Raw genomic sequence first — 14,675 nt, forward strand, 5'->3', positions numbered from 1 at the left:
GGAGTTTAAGCATGCTCAATCGCAGACAGTTCGTCGTTGCCGGCACCGCGTTGCTGGCAATCTCGGCCTTCCCGGTCTTCTCCTCGGCAGAAGACGGCAAACCGGTCAGTGGCGGCACATTGACCTGGGGTGTGGAGACTGAACCCGCAACCCTCAATCCGCAACTGAACGGCCAGGACAAGACCAAGCTTTTGTTGCGAAATGCCTATGAATCGCTGCTGGCGCGCACGGCGGACGGTGGCTATGTACCCTGGCTTGCAACGGGCTACAGCATTTCCGAAGATGGCAGGACCTATACGTTCAAGCTGCGCGACGATGTTACCTTCACCGATGGCCAGAAACTCGACGCGCAGGCGGTCATCGCCAATTTCGAAAAACTCAAGGATCCCGCCTATTCCACCAGCGTCAGTGCCGGTCCGGTTTCACGCATAGCCGAGCTTAAGGCTGTCGACGGCCATACCGTATCCTTTACGCTGAAAGACATATACGCACCCTTCCTCGATTATGTCGCCGGCCTCGAAATCCTGTCGCCGGCTGCTTTTTCGTCGTCACAAATCAAGTCTGGCGGGCCGGAGGTTGCCGGAACCGGTCCTTTCATTCTCAAGCGTTATGTAAAAGGCCAGGAAATCCAGTTCGAAAAGAACCCGGCTTATAATTGGGCGCCAAAGACCGCCAAACATCAGGGTCCAGCCTATCTCGACCAGATAACCTACCGGTTCCTTCCGGAATCATCGGTAAGGACCGGTGCCCTGACGTCCGGACAGCTTGACGTGATCGAAGGGATTTCGGGCAACGACGCCGCTCTCTTCAAGGACAATGCGGACTTCACCTATCGGACGGCGCTCAATACCGGCACGCCATACTCGCTTTTCCTCAATGTCACCTGGGGTCCGACGCAGGATGTGAAGGTGCGCAAGGCGCTCCTCGCCTCGCTCGATATCGACAGGATCCTGCAGGCTGTTTATCGCGGCGAACGCACGCGCGCCTGGGGCATCACCTCGCCAATCGATCCGCAATTCTATGACAAGAGCATAGAGAAGACCTATGGCGCCGATGCAGCCGTGGCCAACAGGCTGCTGGATGAAGCCGGCTGGAGCGAAAAGGACGGGGAAGGCTTCCGCACCAAGGACGGCAAGCGGCTGACCATCGATGTCGTGCAGGCGCAGGCCACGGTGCGCGACCAGCGCGACGTTCTGCTGCAGGCGTTGCAGGCGCAGGCGCGGCAGGTGGCTGGTATCGACCTTGCCATCAACTATGTCGATGCCGGGACCTATACCGATCGCCGCAAGACCGGCCAGTTCGGGTCCATCGCCAATTCCAACACGCCGACGGATGCGATCGACATCGAATATCATTACCTGCCGCTTCAGAAGGGCGGCACCATCAACTACAGCCGGGCCGAAGCACCGGAGCTGGCGCAATGGCTGAACGAGGCGGCATCGACCCTCGACCAGAAAAAACGTTTCGAGATTTACGCGAAGCTGCAGCGTTTTGCGATCCTCGATCAGGCTTATGCCATTCCGCTCTATGAGCCCGAAGACCAGGTCGCCGCCGCAAGTTACGTGAAGGGCATCACCTTCCGGCCGTTCAAGCAATTGCCGGAAAATGCCTATGACCTATGGCGCAGCGAGTAACTTGCCCGGCTGCTGAAACAACAACGGAGGGTGGACGCCATGACCGCTGACAACGTGACATCGCTGGGCCAGGTGCCGGCGTCCCTTTTCCGTCGTGGACGCCTCCGGCGACGAAGCGGCCTGCCGCTTCAGGTTCTCGGGCGCATCGGTTCAGGCATACTCGTGCTGTGGGCGGCGGTGACGTTGAGTTTCATCAGCATCCAGCTTGCGCCCGGTGACATTGTCAGCCTGCTGATCGGCGAACAAATCCGCACACCCGAAATCGAGGCGGCCATCCGTGCAGAGTGGGGACTGGATCAGTCCATTTTCGACCAGTATCTCGCTTATCTGACGCGATTGCTGCACGGCGATTTCGGGCGTTCTTATATCCTGCAGACCGATATATCGAGCCTCGTTGCAACGCAGATGTTGCCGACCCTGAAGCTGACCGCCGCGGCTCTTGCGGTGGCGATCGTCTTTGCGGTTGCGAGCGCCGTTTTCACCGCCGGCAAACGCGTCTCGCGCAGCATTGCGGGCGGTCTTGAACTGACGCTGATCTCCACGCCGACATTCTGGCTGGGCATCCTGCTGCTTTACGTTTTTTCTTTTACGTTCAAGATTTTCCCGGTCTCCGGAGACCGAAACCTTTCGGCGCTGGTGCTTCCGGCCCTGTCGCTGGGCCTGTCGCTTGGGGCCGTCCTCGGGCAGGTGCTGCGGGAAGGTCTGGAGCGCGCGCTTGAGGAACCTTTCGCGCTGACCGTTCGCAGCTGGGGCGCCAGCAATCTTGTCCTCAGGCTGCGTCACGGTCTGCGCCATGCCGCGCTGCCGACCGTGACCCTCGCGGGCTGGCTGGTCGGTAATCTCCTCTCCGGTGCCGTCATCACGGAAGCGGTTTTCGGACGCCCCGGGCTCGGGCGGATCACGGTCGATGCCGTTCTTTCGCACGATATGCCGGTCGTGTTGGCGGTCGCCATCCTGTCCGCACTTATCTATGTGGCGATGAGCACCCTGGTGGACATTCTTTATCTGCTGCTCGATCCCAGATTGCGCAATGAGGGCGGGAGGGCGAGGTCGTGAGCATTTCCTACGAGGCGCCGCTCTCCGCAACCGGCCGTCTGCGGCTGGTCTTATCGGCGCTGCTTGCAAGGCCGGGGCTGACGCTTCCATCGCTGTTCTTGCTTCTTGTGGCGACGGCGACCATCTGGCCGCATTTTGTGACTGCCGCCGATCCCTTGCTGGCGGACCCGTTGCAGGCGCAACTGCCGCCTTCGATAGAACATTGGTTCGGGACGGATCATCTGGGCCGCGATGTCTTTTCGCGGGTGGTCTATGGCGCACGCTATTCGATCCTGATCGGGGTCAGCGCCATCGCCATCGCCGCGCTGGCCGGTTCGCTTCTCGGGCTTGTCGCCGGTCTGGCACGCGGTGCGGTCGACGAACTCATATCGCGATTTCTCGATGTCGTATCGTCGTTTCCGGATCTGCTGCTGGCGCTGGTGCTGATCTCCTTTACCGGGCCGGGAACCGTCAATCTGATCTTCGCGCTCGGCGTTGCCTCCGTCCCGCGTTTTGCCCGGGTCGTGCGCGCGCAGACCTTCGTCATTGCGAGAAGCGGTTATGTTGAGCAGGCGAAAACCTTTGGCCTCAGCCGCTTCACCCTGGTCGCCCGGCACGTTCTGCCACACGCGATAGCGCAGGTTCCCATCCTGGCGACGATCGGCCTCGGCTCGACCATCATTCAGGCGGCGGGACTCAGCTTTCTGGGCATGGGGCCGCAGCCGCCGACACCCGAATGGGGCGCAATGCTGGCGGAGGCGCGCAATTATCTGCGTGTGGCGTGGTGGATCGGCATCTGGCCGGGCCTCGCCATCACGCTCACCGTCATCGCCATCAGCATTCTTGGAAAACGCTGGCAGCTCGCATTTGAAGGCAGGAGACAGGCATGACGCCGCTGGTGGAAGTGCGCAATCTGAAGATCGGTTTTCCGCGCGGGGATGGTGAGAATACCGTTGTGCACGGGATCGATCTCACCATTCACCGCGGCGAGACTGTCGCGCTTGTCGGGGAATCCGGTTCGGGAAAATCGGTCACGGCCCGCTCCTTGATCGGGCTTGCCGGAAATACCGCCAGGGTGACCGCGGACAGATTCGAGATAGCAGGGGAAAATGTGCTTGGCCATCGCGAAGGCGACTGGCGACGTCTTCGCGGGCGGAAGATTGGCTTCGTCCTGCAGGATGCGCTGGTCTCGCTCGATCCGTTGCGCCGTATTTCGCAGCAGCTTTCGGATGCTGCAGGTCGCCGGACATTGTTTGCCCGCGTTCCGGTTAATTTCGACAGTCACGCGCTGTTGCAATCGGTCGGCATTCCCGATCCCGTCCGTCGGTTGCGTCAATATCCGCATCAGCTCTCGGGCGGATTGCGGCAACGCGCCCTGATCGCAACGGCGATCGCCAGAAACCCGTCGCTGCTGATAGCCGATGAGCCGACCACCGCGCTCGATGCGACAGTGCAGAAGCAGATACTCGACCTCCTGGCCGAACGCCGGAAAGCCGGGCACACCCTGCTGTTGATCAGCCATGATCTGGCGGTGGTTTCGCGCCTTGCCGACCGGGTTCTCGTGATGAATGAAGGTCGTATCGTCGAGGAGGGGGCAACGCAAGAGTTGCTGCGCCAGCCGAAACACCCCTATACGCGCCAACTCCTCGATGCCGTGCCATCGGCCGGATCGAAGGGCTATCGGCTTTCGGCAGCGGTGCCGCTCCCGGTTGACGGCGGCGAAACGCCCATTTCGCAACGTGTGCCGCTGCCGCCCCGGACCGTTCATCCGGGCAAGCATGTGCTTTCCGTGCACAATCTCGTCAAGCACTATGGCGGGCCGGAAAATGCGCCTGTCGTCAACGATGTATCCTTCGATCTTTCTGCAGGGGAAGCGCTCGGTATCGTGGGCGAATCCGGTTCCGGAAAAACCACCGTGGCCAAAATGGTTCTGGGGCTTGTTGAACCCGAACATGGCGAGGTTTTTATCGAGGGGCAGCCATGGAGCAATATTGCCGAGAGCCTGCGCAAATCCCGTCGCAGCAGCATGCAGCTGATTGCCCAGGATGCCTTCAGTTCGTTTGATCCGCGTTATACGGTCGAAAAGATCGTTGGCGAGAGCCTCGATGTCACTGGCCTTCGCGGTGCCGAGCGCCGGGATCGTGTGCTGGAGGTTCTCGAAGCCGTCCGGCTGGGCGGCGACTTTCTCACCCGTTATCCCCGCGAGCTTTCCGGTGGCCAGCGCCAGCGTGTGGCCATTGCCAGAGCGTTCGCCCCGCGCCCGCGCCTTCTGGTCGCCGACGAGCCGGTGAGCGCGCTCGACGTTTCCGTCCAGGCTCAGGTTCTCGATCTTCTCGCGGAACTCCAGGCGGCCTCCGGCACGTCGCTGCTGTTCATCTCCCATGATCTCGGCGTCGTGCGTCACCTGACGGACCGGGTGCTGGTGATGAAGGACGGCAGGATTGTCGAAAGCGGCGAGGTTGGCGAAGTATTCTCCGCTCCCCGGCACGGCTACACGCGAAAACTGATCGATGCCGTTCCCGCGCTTGCATAACTCCGCCGGCTGTCCAACAGCCGGCAAGAAACACGACGTAGCATTGAAGAGGAAACGATCATGGCGCTTACCCGCCCCCGACGCCTGAAAACGCTCACCGGTGCCAGCAGCGTGATTGCGGCATCGAACGACCCCACTGCAACGACCGGTATCAAACGCGCCGTTGAGCTGGCGAAAAAGGCCGAAGCCGAGAAAATCACCGGGCTGTTCACCGCCGACCTTCTCCATATCGATCCCGCCGGACTGGCTGGCACGGCCGGCATTCAGGAACCGATCGTGACCTTGTCGGCGCTCAGTCAGGCGACGTCGCGGATCGGTTTGATTGCGACCATCTCCACCACGTTCCACCATCCCTTTAATCTTGCGCGCCAGATCGGCACGCTGGACCATCTCAGCGGCGGCCGGGCCGGTTGGAACGCGGTTACCTCTTCGGTCGGCGAGGAGAATTTCGGTGAGCAACTGCCGAGCCCGGAGGAACGCTATGAACGGGCGGCCGAGTTCATCGAAATCGTCAACGGCCTCTATGATGCCAATGAGCGGGATGCGGCCCAGCGCAAAGCCTCCGGTGCCGTTGCTGTGGATCCCGCCAAATTCCACCCGATCGACTATAAGGGACGATATTTCAGCGTGCAGGGACCCCTCAATGTACCGCCGCTGCCACAGGGCCGAGCCGTGCTGTTTCAGGCCGGCCAGTCGGAAGCGGGGGTTACCGTTGGCGCCCGTTACGCCGAGGTTGTCTACACGTCGCAGCCGCGTTTCGAAGATGCCGTCACCTTCGCGACAGAACTGCGTCGCCGCGCAACGGCTTTCGGCCGTGCCGGCGGCCTGCCTTTCATCATGAATTCCTTCCATTCGGTCATCGGCGAGTCGGATGCGGATGTCGCGCGCCGGCTGAAGGAGAAACACGAGCGCATCGACTATGAGCAAGGTCGCCTCAAACTCGCAGATATGCTGGGCGGCGACATCGACCTGTCCGGGTTGCCGCTCGATCAGCCTCTGCCGGATACGCTGCTGCCCGATGTGACAAGCATCAACCGCCGACGCGGCCGGGTGGAAGTTTTCCGCCGCTATGCCAAACAGGGTCTGTCATTGCGGGAGCTTATTATTCAGGCCCAGGAAACGGGGCACTGGTCGGTGGCGGGTACACCTGAAAAACTCGCCGACGCGATTGAAGAACGCTATCGGGCGGGAATTCTCGATGTGCTCTCCCTTCACGGATTTGGCAATCCCGAGCAGGAAGACCTGCTGGTCAACGGACTTCTGCCGGAACTGCGCCGCCGCGCCATAATCGATGCGGATTATGTGGGCGACGACTTCCGCGCCAATCTGCAGCTTCCGGCGTTTTCACTCTCGGGTGAGTTGGCCGGGACGCGCACCGCTTAGGTACGAACGGCAAATCGTGAGGCGGCGCTATCAGCCCTTGAGGCTCGGTCTAGAAACCGGACATGAATGATATCAAATAGCTCTGGGTACCCCCGGAGCTATTTTTTGCGCAAAATCACCTGGCACAAAGCTAGTCAGCTTGCCCCGCTGAAATAATCGAGTTTCAAATAAGTCTGGCCCATTGAGACGACCGGGGAATGAAGCGCAGCCTGCTGTTCGCCGTGACCGGTGTTGCAACGGTGGCGCGGCAAAGGCGTCCCTTATCCAATTATTCTGCGGCGATTGTTACGCTTCCAGAACGAGCTTTGACGAGCAGGGCGGCTTCTGTGATTGCCTGATTTACCCGCGCGTCTATAACGGGAGAAAGCTGCCCTTCTATGTAATCCCGGCCAGAGGTGTAGATTGCGGTCGGTGTGACGAAGGCTTCGAAAAACGCAAATAGCGGTCTGAGCTGATGCTCCACCACAAGCGAATGCCGGTCTCCGCCACCCGTTGCCGTCAGGATGATCGGTTTACCTCTGAGGTCGGCGGGGTCGAGAAGATCGATTACATGTTTAAAGAGGCCCGTATAACTTCCCTTGTAGGTCGGTGAGCCGATCACCAGAGCTTCGGCCTCGATGATCGTCTGAACAACCCGCCGCGCGTTCTTGTCCAGATCGGCTACGGATCGTGCAGAACTCAGGGATGCCCCTATGTCCTCAATGTCGAAAACCTGGTGCCGCAGGCCCAGTTGTCCGGCCAGCGCTTCGCTGATGCCTTCGACAAAGCGTTTCGTGCTTGATGGGCGCGATGTGTTGCCGGAGAAACCGACGATCAGATTGTTGCTCATTGAACGTTCTTTCGAGTGATATTGGGGAAACGCGGCGCCAACGCACCTCAAGCCGTCTTCAGGATTGACAGGCCGGCCGGATGCGCCGATCGCTCGTTCTCGCCCGTTTTCCAGCGCTCGAATGCGGCACGTCCGAGAATGGCGATGGAGGTGTCCTCCTGGGGCGCATGGACAAGAACCGACTGGATATCCCGGAAATGCCGCTCAAGGCCGAGATCGGCGTTGAGGCCGGGATTGCCGATGCCGCGAACGGCTATCTGGACGGCTTCCCGGATTTGCCTGCCGGCGAGAAGCCGGGCCCTTATCAGGTGTTCGGCATCGCCGATATGGTTTGCGAGCGCGCCAAAGATGATCTGCCGGGCGCCGGAAACCAGAAGGTCGATCTCACCCGAAAGCGTGACAAAACGTTCTGTCCGCGCAATGGGATGGCCCAGATTGGCAGGCACACGTTCATGCGCGAAACGAATGAACGCTTCCTGAGCGGCCTCGGCCGCGCCCAGATAAATTGCAGTCAGCGCAAGGGTCATCGCCGCGTGACCGCGATTATCCTGCTGGGCAACGGAGGGGTCAACGAGCTCAAGCACATTTTCTGCCGGGATTTCAACCTCGGTATATTCGACGTCGTGCGAACCCGTCGCCCGCATTCCGAGGCTCTTCCAGTTCTCTATGATCTTGATGCCGGGCAGGCCGTTGGGCACGACGAAGGTGCCGACCCGCGCCTGAGCCTCGTCGGTGTGCGCCCAGACGAGGAAGTGCGTGAGGCCGTGCGCGCCCGTTACGAAGCGCTTGCGGCCCGTGATCGACCAGCCATTCGCCGTCCGGTGCGCACGCGTGGCCGGCAATCCGCCACGGGCCGGCGAGCCCAGCTCGGGCTCCACACGGGCGGCGTTCAGCAGCAGTGGCTGGTGTTTGGCCCTGGAAAGAAGGTCCCTGTAAAGCCCGTCGGGCCAATGGTCCTTTGTCGCCTGTCCCAGATGGGTGAAAATCGTCATCGCGCTGATGAGCGCCACAGAGGGATCGCCGCGTCCCAGCGACGCCAGAATATGGGCCGCGGTGCTCAAGGTTCCCCCCGGGCCGCCGTAACGCGTGGCCACGGTGCTCTCGAGAAGTCCAGCCTGATGAACGGCGCGAATACCGGTCCAGGGAAACTGACCGGTCTGATCCGCATCCGATGCGGCTTCGGAAACGGCGCGCACGGCGGCGTCAAGTGCGATGGGATCATGGGACATGCGGATAGTGGCTTTCTGAAGGTCGGCGGGCGGGATCATCCGTTACGGGCGTGGATGATCCCGGTCTTGAAAGAAGAGGTGGGGTCGGTCCGATGGCGTAGCCGGACTGCCGTGATCAGGCGGCTGCCTTCTTCTTTGCCTCTTCGCGTTCGCGAATACCCTCGCGAACGAGGGGCAGGATATATCGTCCGTAGTCGACGGCATCGTTATAATTGTCGTATCCACGGATCGAAATCAGATCGGCGCCGAGATCGATATAGTCGAGAATGGAGTCGGCGATTGTGCGCGGTGACCCGACCAGAGCGGTTGTTGCGCCGCTTGCATTGGTGGCGGTGACGGTCGGATACCAGAGGGCGCGGTCATGGACATCGCCGCGTTTGGCGATATCGAGCAGGCGCTGGGAGCCGATATTGGCGGGGGGCGTTGCGTTGACCGGCGCGCGAGAAAGACCCTTCTGGCGGTTCTCGTTCAGACGGTCGAGAACCCTGTGCGCCTTATCCCAGGCCAGTTCGTCCGTTTCAGCCACGATCGGCCGGAAGGTAACCCAGATGCGCGGACGATCGGTTCGGCCTGCCTTTGCGGCCTCGGCATAGATACGGTCGATCTGCTGTTTGGTTTCAGCCAGCGGTTCACCCCAGAGGCCGAAAATGTCGCACAGTGAGCCGCCGATACGATAGGCGGCATCCGAGGAGCCGCCGAGCGAAATCGGGATCAGGCCGTTGGTGGGACGCACCGCGCTGCGAAACTGCTTGAACTGGTAATATTTGCCGTCAAAGTCGAAGGGTTCGGTCGAACTCCAGGCAAGGCGGAGAATGCGGATATATTCTTCCTGGCGTTCGTAACGCTCTTCCTTGTTCAGGAAATCTCCCTCGCGCGCCTGCTCCTCGTCGCTGCCGCCCGCGATGAAGTGGACAACGACACGACCGCCGCTCAACTGGTCGAGCGTGGCGAGGGATTTGGCCGCAACCGTCGGATAAACGGTGTTGGGCCGGAGCGCGACGATGATCTTGATGTGCTTCGTATGCGCAAGCACCGTCGCGCCCAAAGTGAAGGGATCGAATGAGGAGGAGGAATAGGGAATGAGCGTGTAGTTGAACCCGTAATCGTCCAGCGCACGCGCATAACGTTCGAGGAAAAGCGGATCGACCGGAGCATCCGGGATGGGGTTCAGATCATTGGACGCGTTGGGAAAGCTGACGCTGATGAATTCCGCAGCCATGGGAGCTCCTTGGTGTTTCTTGGTGTCGGGTAAAAGCTAAAGCCGGCATGGCATATGAGGAAGACAGGTCTTTCTATTTCTATGGAAAATGTAGAAAATATTGCCTGACTATGCTGGTGGTCTAGAACCCTGCATTGCCGCTTGTTCCGGCTCGTCGTGATGCGGAGTAGGTCTCCACCCCAGAGAGGGGGCAACCGTCGTCGCAAGATCGGTGAGCAATCTTATGTTTTCGGACAGTCCGAAAGCGGGAGGCAGAAACAGGACGAGTTCATCTGCGGCTGCCAGTCCCGGGTCGCTCAACACGGCCTCTATGACCGCATCCGGCGTCCCTTGAAAGACAGGAGAAATCAGCGCGCCAACCGGCTGGCCGGCGGGAGCCAGCGCACCCTTCGGGCGTGAGGCGGCAATTCCCGCCGTGCGGCGCTCAAGATCGTAGGCCGCGTATTTCTCCCGCAGCTCCGGGGTGGTGCCGACCAGAACGGAAGCTGTAACGGCGACCGGCGGCGGCGGCGTTTTCCAGATGCGCAGCCAGTGGGTGCGATAGGCGTCGATGATCCGCGCCTGATATTGACCGAAAGTCTCGCCTTCGGCCTGATCGTGAAGCACGGTTCCTGAAATCAGGCCGATACCAAGTTCCGCAGCCTGGATCGCTGAATCGAGGCTGGCGGAGCCTTGCCGGATACGGCTGCGCAGGGTGGGGCTATGTGGCGTTACCCGTAACTCGGCTCCCGCAGGCGCGCCCGTGTCCTGCCCCGTAACGATGTGCAGAACATCGCCGGCAATGGCGGCGAGGAAACGCGATTGGCGTCGCTTTGCCTCTGTCCGGGCATCGGTATCGACGGTTCCGAAAACGGCATCGAACGCACCGTTGGCTCCGGTCGAAATGGCAAGTTCAAGCCGGCCGTCGATCAAAAGGTCGGTCGTTCCCGCCGCTTCGGCTAAAAGGATCGGATCCTGATAACGCATCGGGATGACGGCGGAGCCAAGGGTGATGTGCCGCGTATGCTGGCCGACTGCCGCAAAGAAGGGTAACGGGGAAGAAAGGTAGTGATCGAAGTGGCGCTGATAGGCCCAGCCTGACTGATAACCCAGCCTTTCCGCCTGCCTGAACAATTCTATGCCCTGCCGCAGCCCCTGTGCCGGACCGTCATCGTCGTTGAACGACACCCGCGTATTGAAGCCAAGCCGCTGCTTCGGCCGAAACAACGCGGGAAGGTCGCGGGAAGCTGCTGCAATATTCATGCGAGTTGCTCCTTGCGCAGAGCGTGCCGGACCGCGGGAACGCGAACCGTCCCGGCAATGCCCGACGGGATGGAGTTCAGCAGCGACGCGGTATATTCGTGTCGCGGATTGCCGAAAATCTCGGTGACGGCTCCATGCTCGACAATGCGTCCCCGCTGCATCACCGAAACGCTATGCGCAAGTTGCCGGACGAGAGCCAGATCATGCGAAACGAAAACATAGGTCAGGCCGAGCTTCGCCTGCAGCGACAGCAGAACCTCGACGATATCCGCCTGAACGCTGACATCGAGAGCGGATGTGGGTTCGTCCAGCACGATCACATCCGGTTTGAGGACCAGCGAACGGGCGATTGCCACACGCTGACGCTGCCCGCCGGACAGGGCCGACGGTTTGCGCTCCAAGAGGTGCTCGCTCAAGCCGACATTCGCGAGCGCTTCCCGTACCCGCTCGGAGCGCTCTTTCGGCGTCCCGATCTCGAACCGGTCGAGCGGTTCACGCACAAGCTGCCCCACCTTCCACGTCGGATCGAGTGATGTAAACGGGTTCTGGTAAACCAGTTGAAGATGTCGCCATACCGACCGCAGAGAAGTTCGGCTTTTGCTTGTGACGGTCTCGTCGGCAACCGTGATCGTACCGCTTTCCGGCTCTTCGAGCCCCAGCAGCAGACGGATTGTCGTGGTCTTGCCCGAACCGGATTCGCCGACAAGGGCATGGGTCGTGCCTGCCGGAACCGTAAAGGAAATATCGTCCACCGCCGTCAGGGTTTTACCATCGACGGTGAAGCGCTTGGTGACGCCGCTGACGGCGATCTTTGGCGATTTGTCGCTTTCGAGAAGGCTGAACCCCGGATCACGAAACTTGGCATAACGCTCCGGGTTGAGCGCGGGCACGTCGCCATGGAGCTTTTTGGCATAGGGTGAGGAAGGGGAGGAAAAAACGGCCGATGTCCTGCCTGCTTCCTGCACGACGCCATTCTTCAGAACGACGAGATTGTTTGCCCTTTCTGCCGCTATTGCGAGATCGTGGGTAATGAGAAGCAGGCTGATGTTCAGCTCGTCGCGAAGGCGGGAGAGGAGATCGAGAATGCGCTTCTGGATCGTGACGTCGAGTGCCGAAGTCGGCTCGTCCGCCACCAGCAGTGCAGGGCGTGGCAATATTGCGAGCGCGATCAGCACGCGCTGCAGCATCCCGCCAGAGAGCTGGTGTGGATAGGAATCGTAGACCCGTTGCGGATTGTCGAGACCCACCTTGGCGAATGTGTCGAGGATAAGTGTCTTGCGGATCGCAGGATTGGTCTCTTCCGTCAGCGCTGCGGCCTCCAGTGCCTGCGAACCGATTGTTCTCACGGGATTGAGAGAGTTGCCGGGATCCTGCGGCACGAAGCCGATTTCACGGCCGCGAAACGGCCTGAAGCGGCGCTCCGGCAATGCGAGAATGTTCTGCCTGTCGAAAACGACCTGGCCCGTGGCGTTCGCACCGTTGGGAAGAAGCCTCAGCACGGCTTTCGCGATTGTCGATTTTCCAGAACCGGATTCTCCGATGAGGGCAAGGCTTTCGCCGCGCCCGATTTCGAAGCCGACATTATGGACGACCTCCTGCCGCCCGTAGGCAACGGCAAGATTTTCGACCGCGAGGAGGGGCGTCGCGTGTTGTGGAGACGCTGCCACGATCTCGGGAAGGATTGGCGCTGTTTTCAGTGCGATTTGCGAAGCCATCGGCTGATCCTGTTGACAGAGAGGACGGTCACGATCGTAACGAACGCGGGCGCATAAACGATCCAGGGCCATTTGAGGTAGTCCTTGCCGATTGAAATCAGCAGACCCCAGTCGGAAGAAGGCGGAGGGTCGCCGTAGCCGAGGAAGGCGAGGCTGGCGATCACCAGAATGGACTCGCCGAATTGCAGCACGGCCAGTGGCAGCATCGAGCGCGATGCGTTTGGAAGGACGTGTCTCAAAACGATGTAGCGGCGTGAGCCCCCCAGCAGAAAGGACGCCTCCACGAAGGTCGCCTGACGGGTCTTGATGACCTCGGAGCGCGCCACGCGGGCGAAGAAGGCAATCGCCGATATGCCCGTCGCAATCGCCGCATTGATCGTTTCGAAGCCGATGGCCGTGACGATGATGACCGCGAGCAGGAACTTCGGGATGGAGAGCAGCACATCGACAAAACGCGCAAAGACGATATCCACCCAGCCACCGAAAAATCCGGCGAGCAAACCGATCACCCCGCCGATCAAGACGCCGATCACGACAGCGACCAGGGCGCTCGATACGGATGAGGCTGTGCCATAAACCACCCGTGTATAGAGATCGCGCCCGAGATGATCGGTGCCGAACCAGTGCGCAAAGCTTGGCGTAAGAAGCTTGTCGGCCGGAACGCCGTTGATCGGGCTCTGGCTGGTGAACAGTTGCGGCGCGATCGACCAGGCGACGACAATGGCGATGACGAGGAGGGAAAGGGCAACCGTTGCGGTGATGTTGAGAGCTTTCAGCTTCTCGAACGGATTGCTGCCGGAGATCGGGCTGGAGATAAGGCTCATGGTTTGGCCCCCGTTTCAAGGCCAGGTGGCGTGTCGTCGATGGTTGCCAGGCGGCGTTTTCGGCCAACGATAATTTTTACCCGCGGATCGAGCAGCGGATAAAGAAGGTCGGCGATGAGGTTGACGACGACGAACACCACGGCTCCCAGCGAGACGATGGCCTGCAGGACGGGTAAGTCCTGCGTGCTGACGGAGCGCTGTACGAGACTGCCGATACCGGTACGGCCGAACACCGTTTCCGTGATCAGCGAATTGCCCAGAAGTTCGCCCACGGTCAGGGCGGTGACGGTTACGACCGGCAACGAAGCGGGCTTGAGCAGATGTGTCGTGAAAAGCCGTTTCGGCCCGATGCCGCGGCTGCGCGCGACCGCCGCGTAATCCTGCTCCGCTTCATGATCGAGATTGGCGATCAGGACTTCCGCGATCTGTGCGGAAAAAGGTATGCCGATGGTGATCGCGGCAAACAGCGTTGCCCAGAAGCTGTCGGGCTCGATGACCCGGAACAGCCTGAGCTGAAAACCGAAGAGATGGATCAGAAACAGGCCGATGACGAAATTGGGTGTCGACAGGAACAGCGAGGGGAAGGCCCGCAGCAATCCCTGCCCATATCGTTTCGGTACGACCTGCGTGCCATAGGCAACGGCGAAGGCGAGGATCAAGGCGACCGTCAGCCCGGCGGAGGCCAAAACCAGCGTCGATGGCAGTACCTCGGCGATCAGGGTCGCGACGGGTCGATTGGAGCGCATGGAAATGCCGAGATCGCCCGTCAGGAATGCCGACAGGGAGTGCCAGAGCTGCACGATGATCGGCCTGTCCAGCCCCTGTGCAGCAATGATTTCGGCGATCTCCTGTTCCGTAAAGCCGTTCTGCGGGTTGCGCAGAACGCTGGTGATCGGGTCGCCGGGCAAAACGCTGACGACCACGAAGGTGAAGACATAGGCCAGAAGGATGACGACGATCGCCTGGCCGAGCCGCTTTGCGGCGTAGGTTAGGTAGGCATTGCTCATGCCGTCACCTCCTTGACGTTACTCG

At 60.6% G+C, this 14,675-nt stretch carries 12 protein-coding genes; 5 read left to right on the forward strand and 7 right to left on the reverse strand.

What is annotated here, in order from left to right; all coding sequences use genetic code 11:
• The first annotated feature begins 11 nt into the window (after window positions 1-11).
• From ACIQUH_RS07790 to ACIQUH_RS07810, 5 genes are read left to right on the forward strand one after another with little or no spacing between them, the layout of a single operon-like run.
• On the forward strand, window positions 12-1,634 hold the full coding sequence (locus ACIQUH_RS07790) for an ABC transporter substrate-binding protein (RefSeq protein WP_400813508.1): 1,623 nt from the start codon (window positions 12-14) through the stop codon (window positions 1,632-1,634).
• Window positions 1,635-1,673: 39 nt separating this feature from the next.
• Window positions 1,674-2,690, forward strand: a complete 1,017-nt coding sequence (locus tag ACIQUH_RS07795; RefSeq protein ID WP_174024512.1) for an ABC transporter permease — start codon at window positions 1,674-1,676, stop codon at window positions 2,688-2,690.
• Complete coding sequence (locus ACIQUH_RS07800) at window positions 2,687-3,559, forward strand: ABC transporter permease (protein WP_400813510.1); 873 nt, start codon at window positions 2,687-2,689, stop codon at window positions 3,557-3,559. Before ACIQUH_RS07795 ends, ACIQUH_RS07800 begins: the two co-directional genes overlap by 4 nt.
• Window positions 3,556-5,202 (forward strand): dipeptide ABC transporter ATP-binding protein, encoded by a 1,647-nt coding sequence (locus tag ACIQUH_RS07805; RefSeq protein ID WP_400813511.1) that lies wholly within the window; start codon window positions 3,556-3,558, stop codon window positions 5,200-5,202. The genes ACIQUH_RS07800 and ACIQUH_RS07805 overlap by 4 nt, the downstream gene beginning before the upstream one ends.
• 60 nt (window positions 5,203-5,262) lie before the next feature.
• Window positions 5,263-6,585 (forward strand): NtaA/DmoA family FMN-dependent monooxygenase, encoded by a 1,323-nt coding sequence (locus ACIQUH_RS07810; RefSeq protein WP_400813512.1) that lies wholly within the window; start codon window positions 5,263-5,265, stop codon window positions 6,583-6,585.
• A gap of 268 nt (window positions 6,586-6,853) precedes the next feature.
• Here ACIQUH_RS07810 and ACIQUH_RS07815 read toward each other — a convergent pair whose 3' ends face one another.
• The 7 genes from ACIQUH_RS07815 to ACIQUH_RS07845 all read right to left on the reverse strand — a co-directional run bounded on the left by ACIQUH_RS07815 (window position 6,854) and on the right by ACIQUH_RS07845 (window position 14,650).
• Window positions 6,854-7,414 carry an NAD(P)H-dependent oxidoreductase gene (locus ACIQUH_RS07815; RefSeq protein ID WP_400813514.1) on the reverse strand — a complete coding sequence of 187 codons (561 nt, stop codon included), beginning with the start codon at window positions 7,412-7,414 and terminating at the stop codon, window positions 6,854-6,856.
• A 47-nt stretch (window positions 7,415-7,461) separates the two neighbouring features.
• The gene (locus ACIQUH_RS07820; protein WP_400813515.1) at window positions 7,462-8,643 is read right to left on the reverse strand and encodes an acyl-CoA dehydrogenase family protein; all 1,182 of its coding nucleotides are present in this window, start codon (window positions 8,641-8,643) and stop codon (window positions 7,462-7,464) included.
• Window positions 8,644-8,758: 115 nt separating this feature from the next.
• Window positions 8,759-9,862 carry an LLM class flavin-dependent oxidoreductase gene (locus ACIQUH_RS07825; protein ID WP_400813516.1) on the reverse strand — a complete coding sequence of 368 codons (1,104 nt, stop codon included), beginning with the start codon at window positions 9,860-9,862 and terminating at the stop codon, window positions 8,759-8,761.
• 108 nt (window positions 9,863-9,970) lie between these two features.
• The gene (locus ACIQUH_RS07830) at window positions 9,971-11,104 is read right to left on the reverse strand and encodes an LLM class flavin-dependent oxidoreductase (RefSeq protein ID WP_400813517.1); all 1,134 of its coding nucleotides are present in this window, start codon (window positions 11,102-11,104) and stop codon (window positions 9,971-9,973) included.
• Window positions 11,101-12,819, reverse strand: coding sequence for a dipeptide ABC transporter ATP-binding protein (locus ACIQUH_RS07835; protein WP_400813518.1), 1,719 nt, complete (start codon window positions 12,817-12,819; stop codon window positions 11,101-11,103). Before ACIQUH_RS07835 ends, ACIQUH_RS07830 begins: the two co-directional genes overlap by 4 nt.
• A complete protein-coding gene (locus ACIQUH_RS07840; RefSeq protein WP_400813520.1) occupies window positions 12,798-13,643 on the reverse strand; it encodes an ABC transporter permease in 846 nt (281 codons plus the stop codon). Before ACIQUH_RS07840 ends, ACIQUH_RS07835 begins: the two co-directional genes overlap by 22 nt.
• Complete coding sequence (locus ACIQUH_RS07845; protein ID WP_400813522.1) at window positions 13,640-14,650, reverse strand: ABC transporter permease; 1,011 nt, start codon at window positions 14,648-14,650, stop codon at window positions 13,640-13,642. The genes ACIQUH_RS07840 and ACIQUH_RS07845 overlap by 4 nt, the downstream gene beginning before the upstream one ends.
• Window positions 14,651-14,675: the final 25 nt, after the last annotated feature.

Origin of the sequence: Agrobacterium sp. NPDC090283 (assembly GCF_044769685.1) — a bacterium.
Classification (GTDB): Bacteria; Pseudomonadota; Alphaproteobacteria; order Rhizobiales; family Rhizobiaceae; genus Agrobacterium.

Bases quoted from the DNA above. Each gene is read 5' to 3' on its own strand.
- ACIQUH_RS07830 (WP_400813517.1), bottom strand. From the start codon at position 11,104: ATGAATATTGCAGCAGCTTCCCGCGACCTTCCCGCGTTGTTTCGGCCG.
- ACIQUH_RS07810 (WP_400813512.1), top strand. From the start codon at position 5,263: ATGGCGCTTACCCGCCCCCGACGCCTGAAAACGCTCACCGGTGCCAGC.
- ACIQUH_RS07795 (WP_174024512.1), top strand. From the start codon at position 1,674: ATGACCGCTGACAACGTGACATCGCTGGGCCAGGTGCCGGCGTCCCTT.
- ACIQUH_RS07790 (WP_400813508.1), top strand. From the start codon at position 12: ATGCTCAATCGCAGACAGTTCGTCGTTGCCGGCACCGCGTTGCTGGCA.
- ACIQUH_RS07825 (WP_400813516.1), bottom strand. From the start codon at position 9,862: ATGGCTGCGGAATTCATCAGCGTCAGCTTTCCCAACGCGTCCAATGAT.
- ACIQUH_RS07845 (WP_400813522.1), bottom strand. From the start codon at position 14,650: ATGAGCAATGCCTACCTAACCTACGCCGCAAAGCGGCTCGGCCAGGCG.
- ACIQUH_RS07840 (WP_400813520.1), bottom strand. From the start codon at position 13,643: ATGAGCCTTATCTCCAGCCCGATCTCCGGCAGCAATCCGTTCGAGAAG.
- ACIQUH_RS07815 (WP_400813514.1), bottom strand. From the start codon at position 7,414: ATGAGCAACAATCTGATCGTCGGTTTCTCCGGCAACACATCGCGCCCA.
- ACIQUH_RS07805 (WP_400813511.1), top strand. From the start codon at position 3,556: ATGACGCCGCTGGTGGAAGTGCGCAATCTGAAGATCGGTTTTCCGCGC.
- ACIQUH_RS07835 (WP_400813518.1), bottom strand. From the start codon at position 12,819: ATGGCTTCGCAAATCGCACTGAAAACAGCGCCAATCCTTCCCGAGATC.
- ACIQUH_RS07820 (WP_400813515.1), bottom strand. From the start codon at position 8,643: ATGTCCCATGATCCCATCGCACTTGACGCCGCCGTGCGCGCCGTTTCC.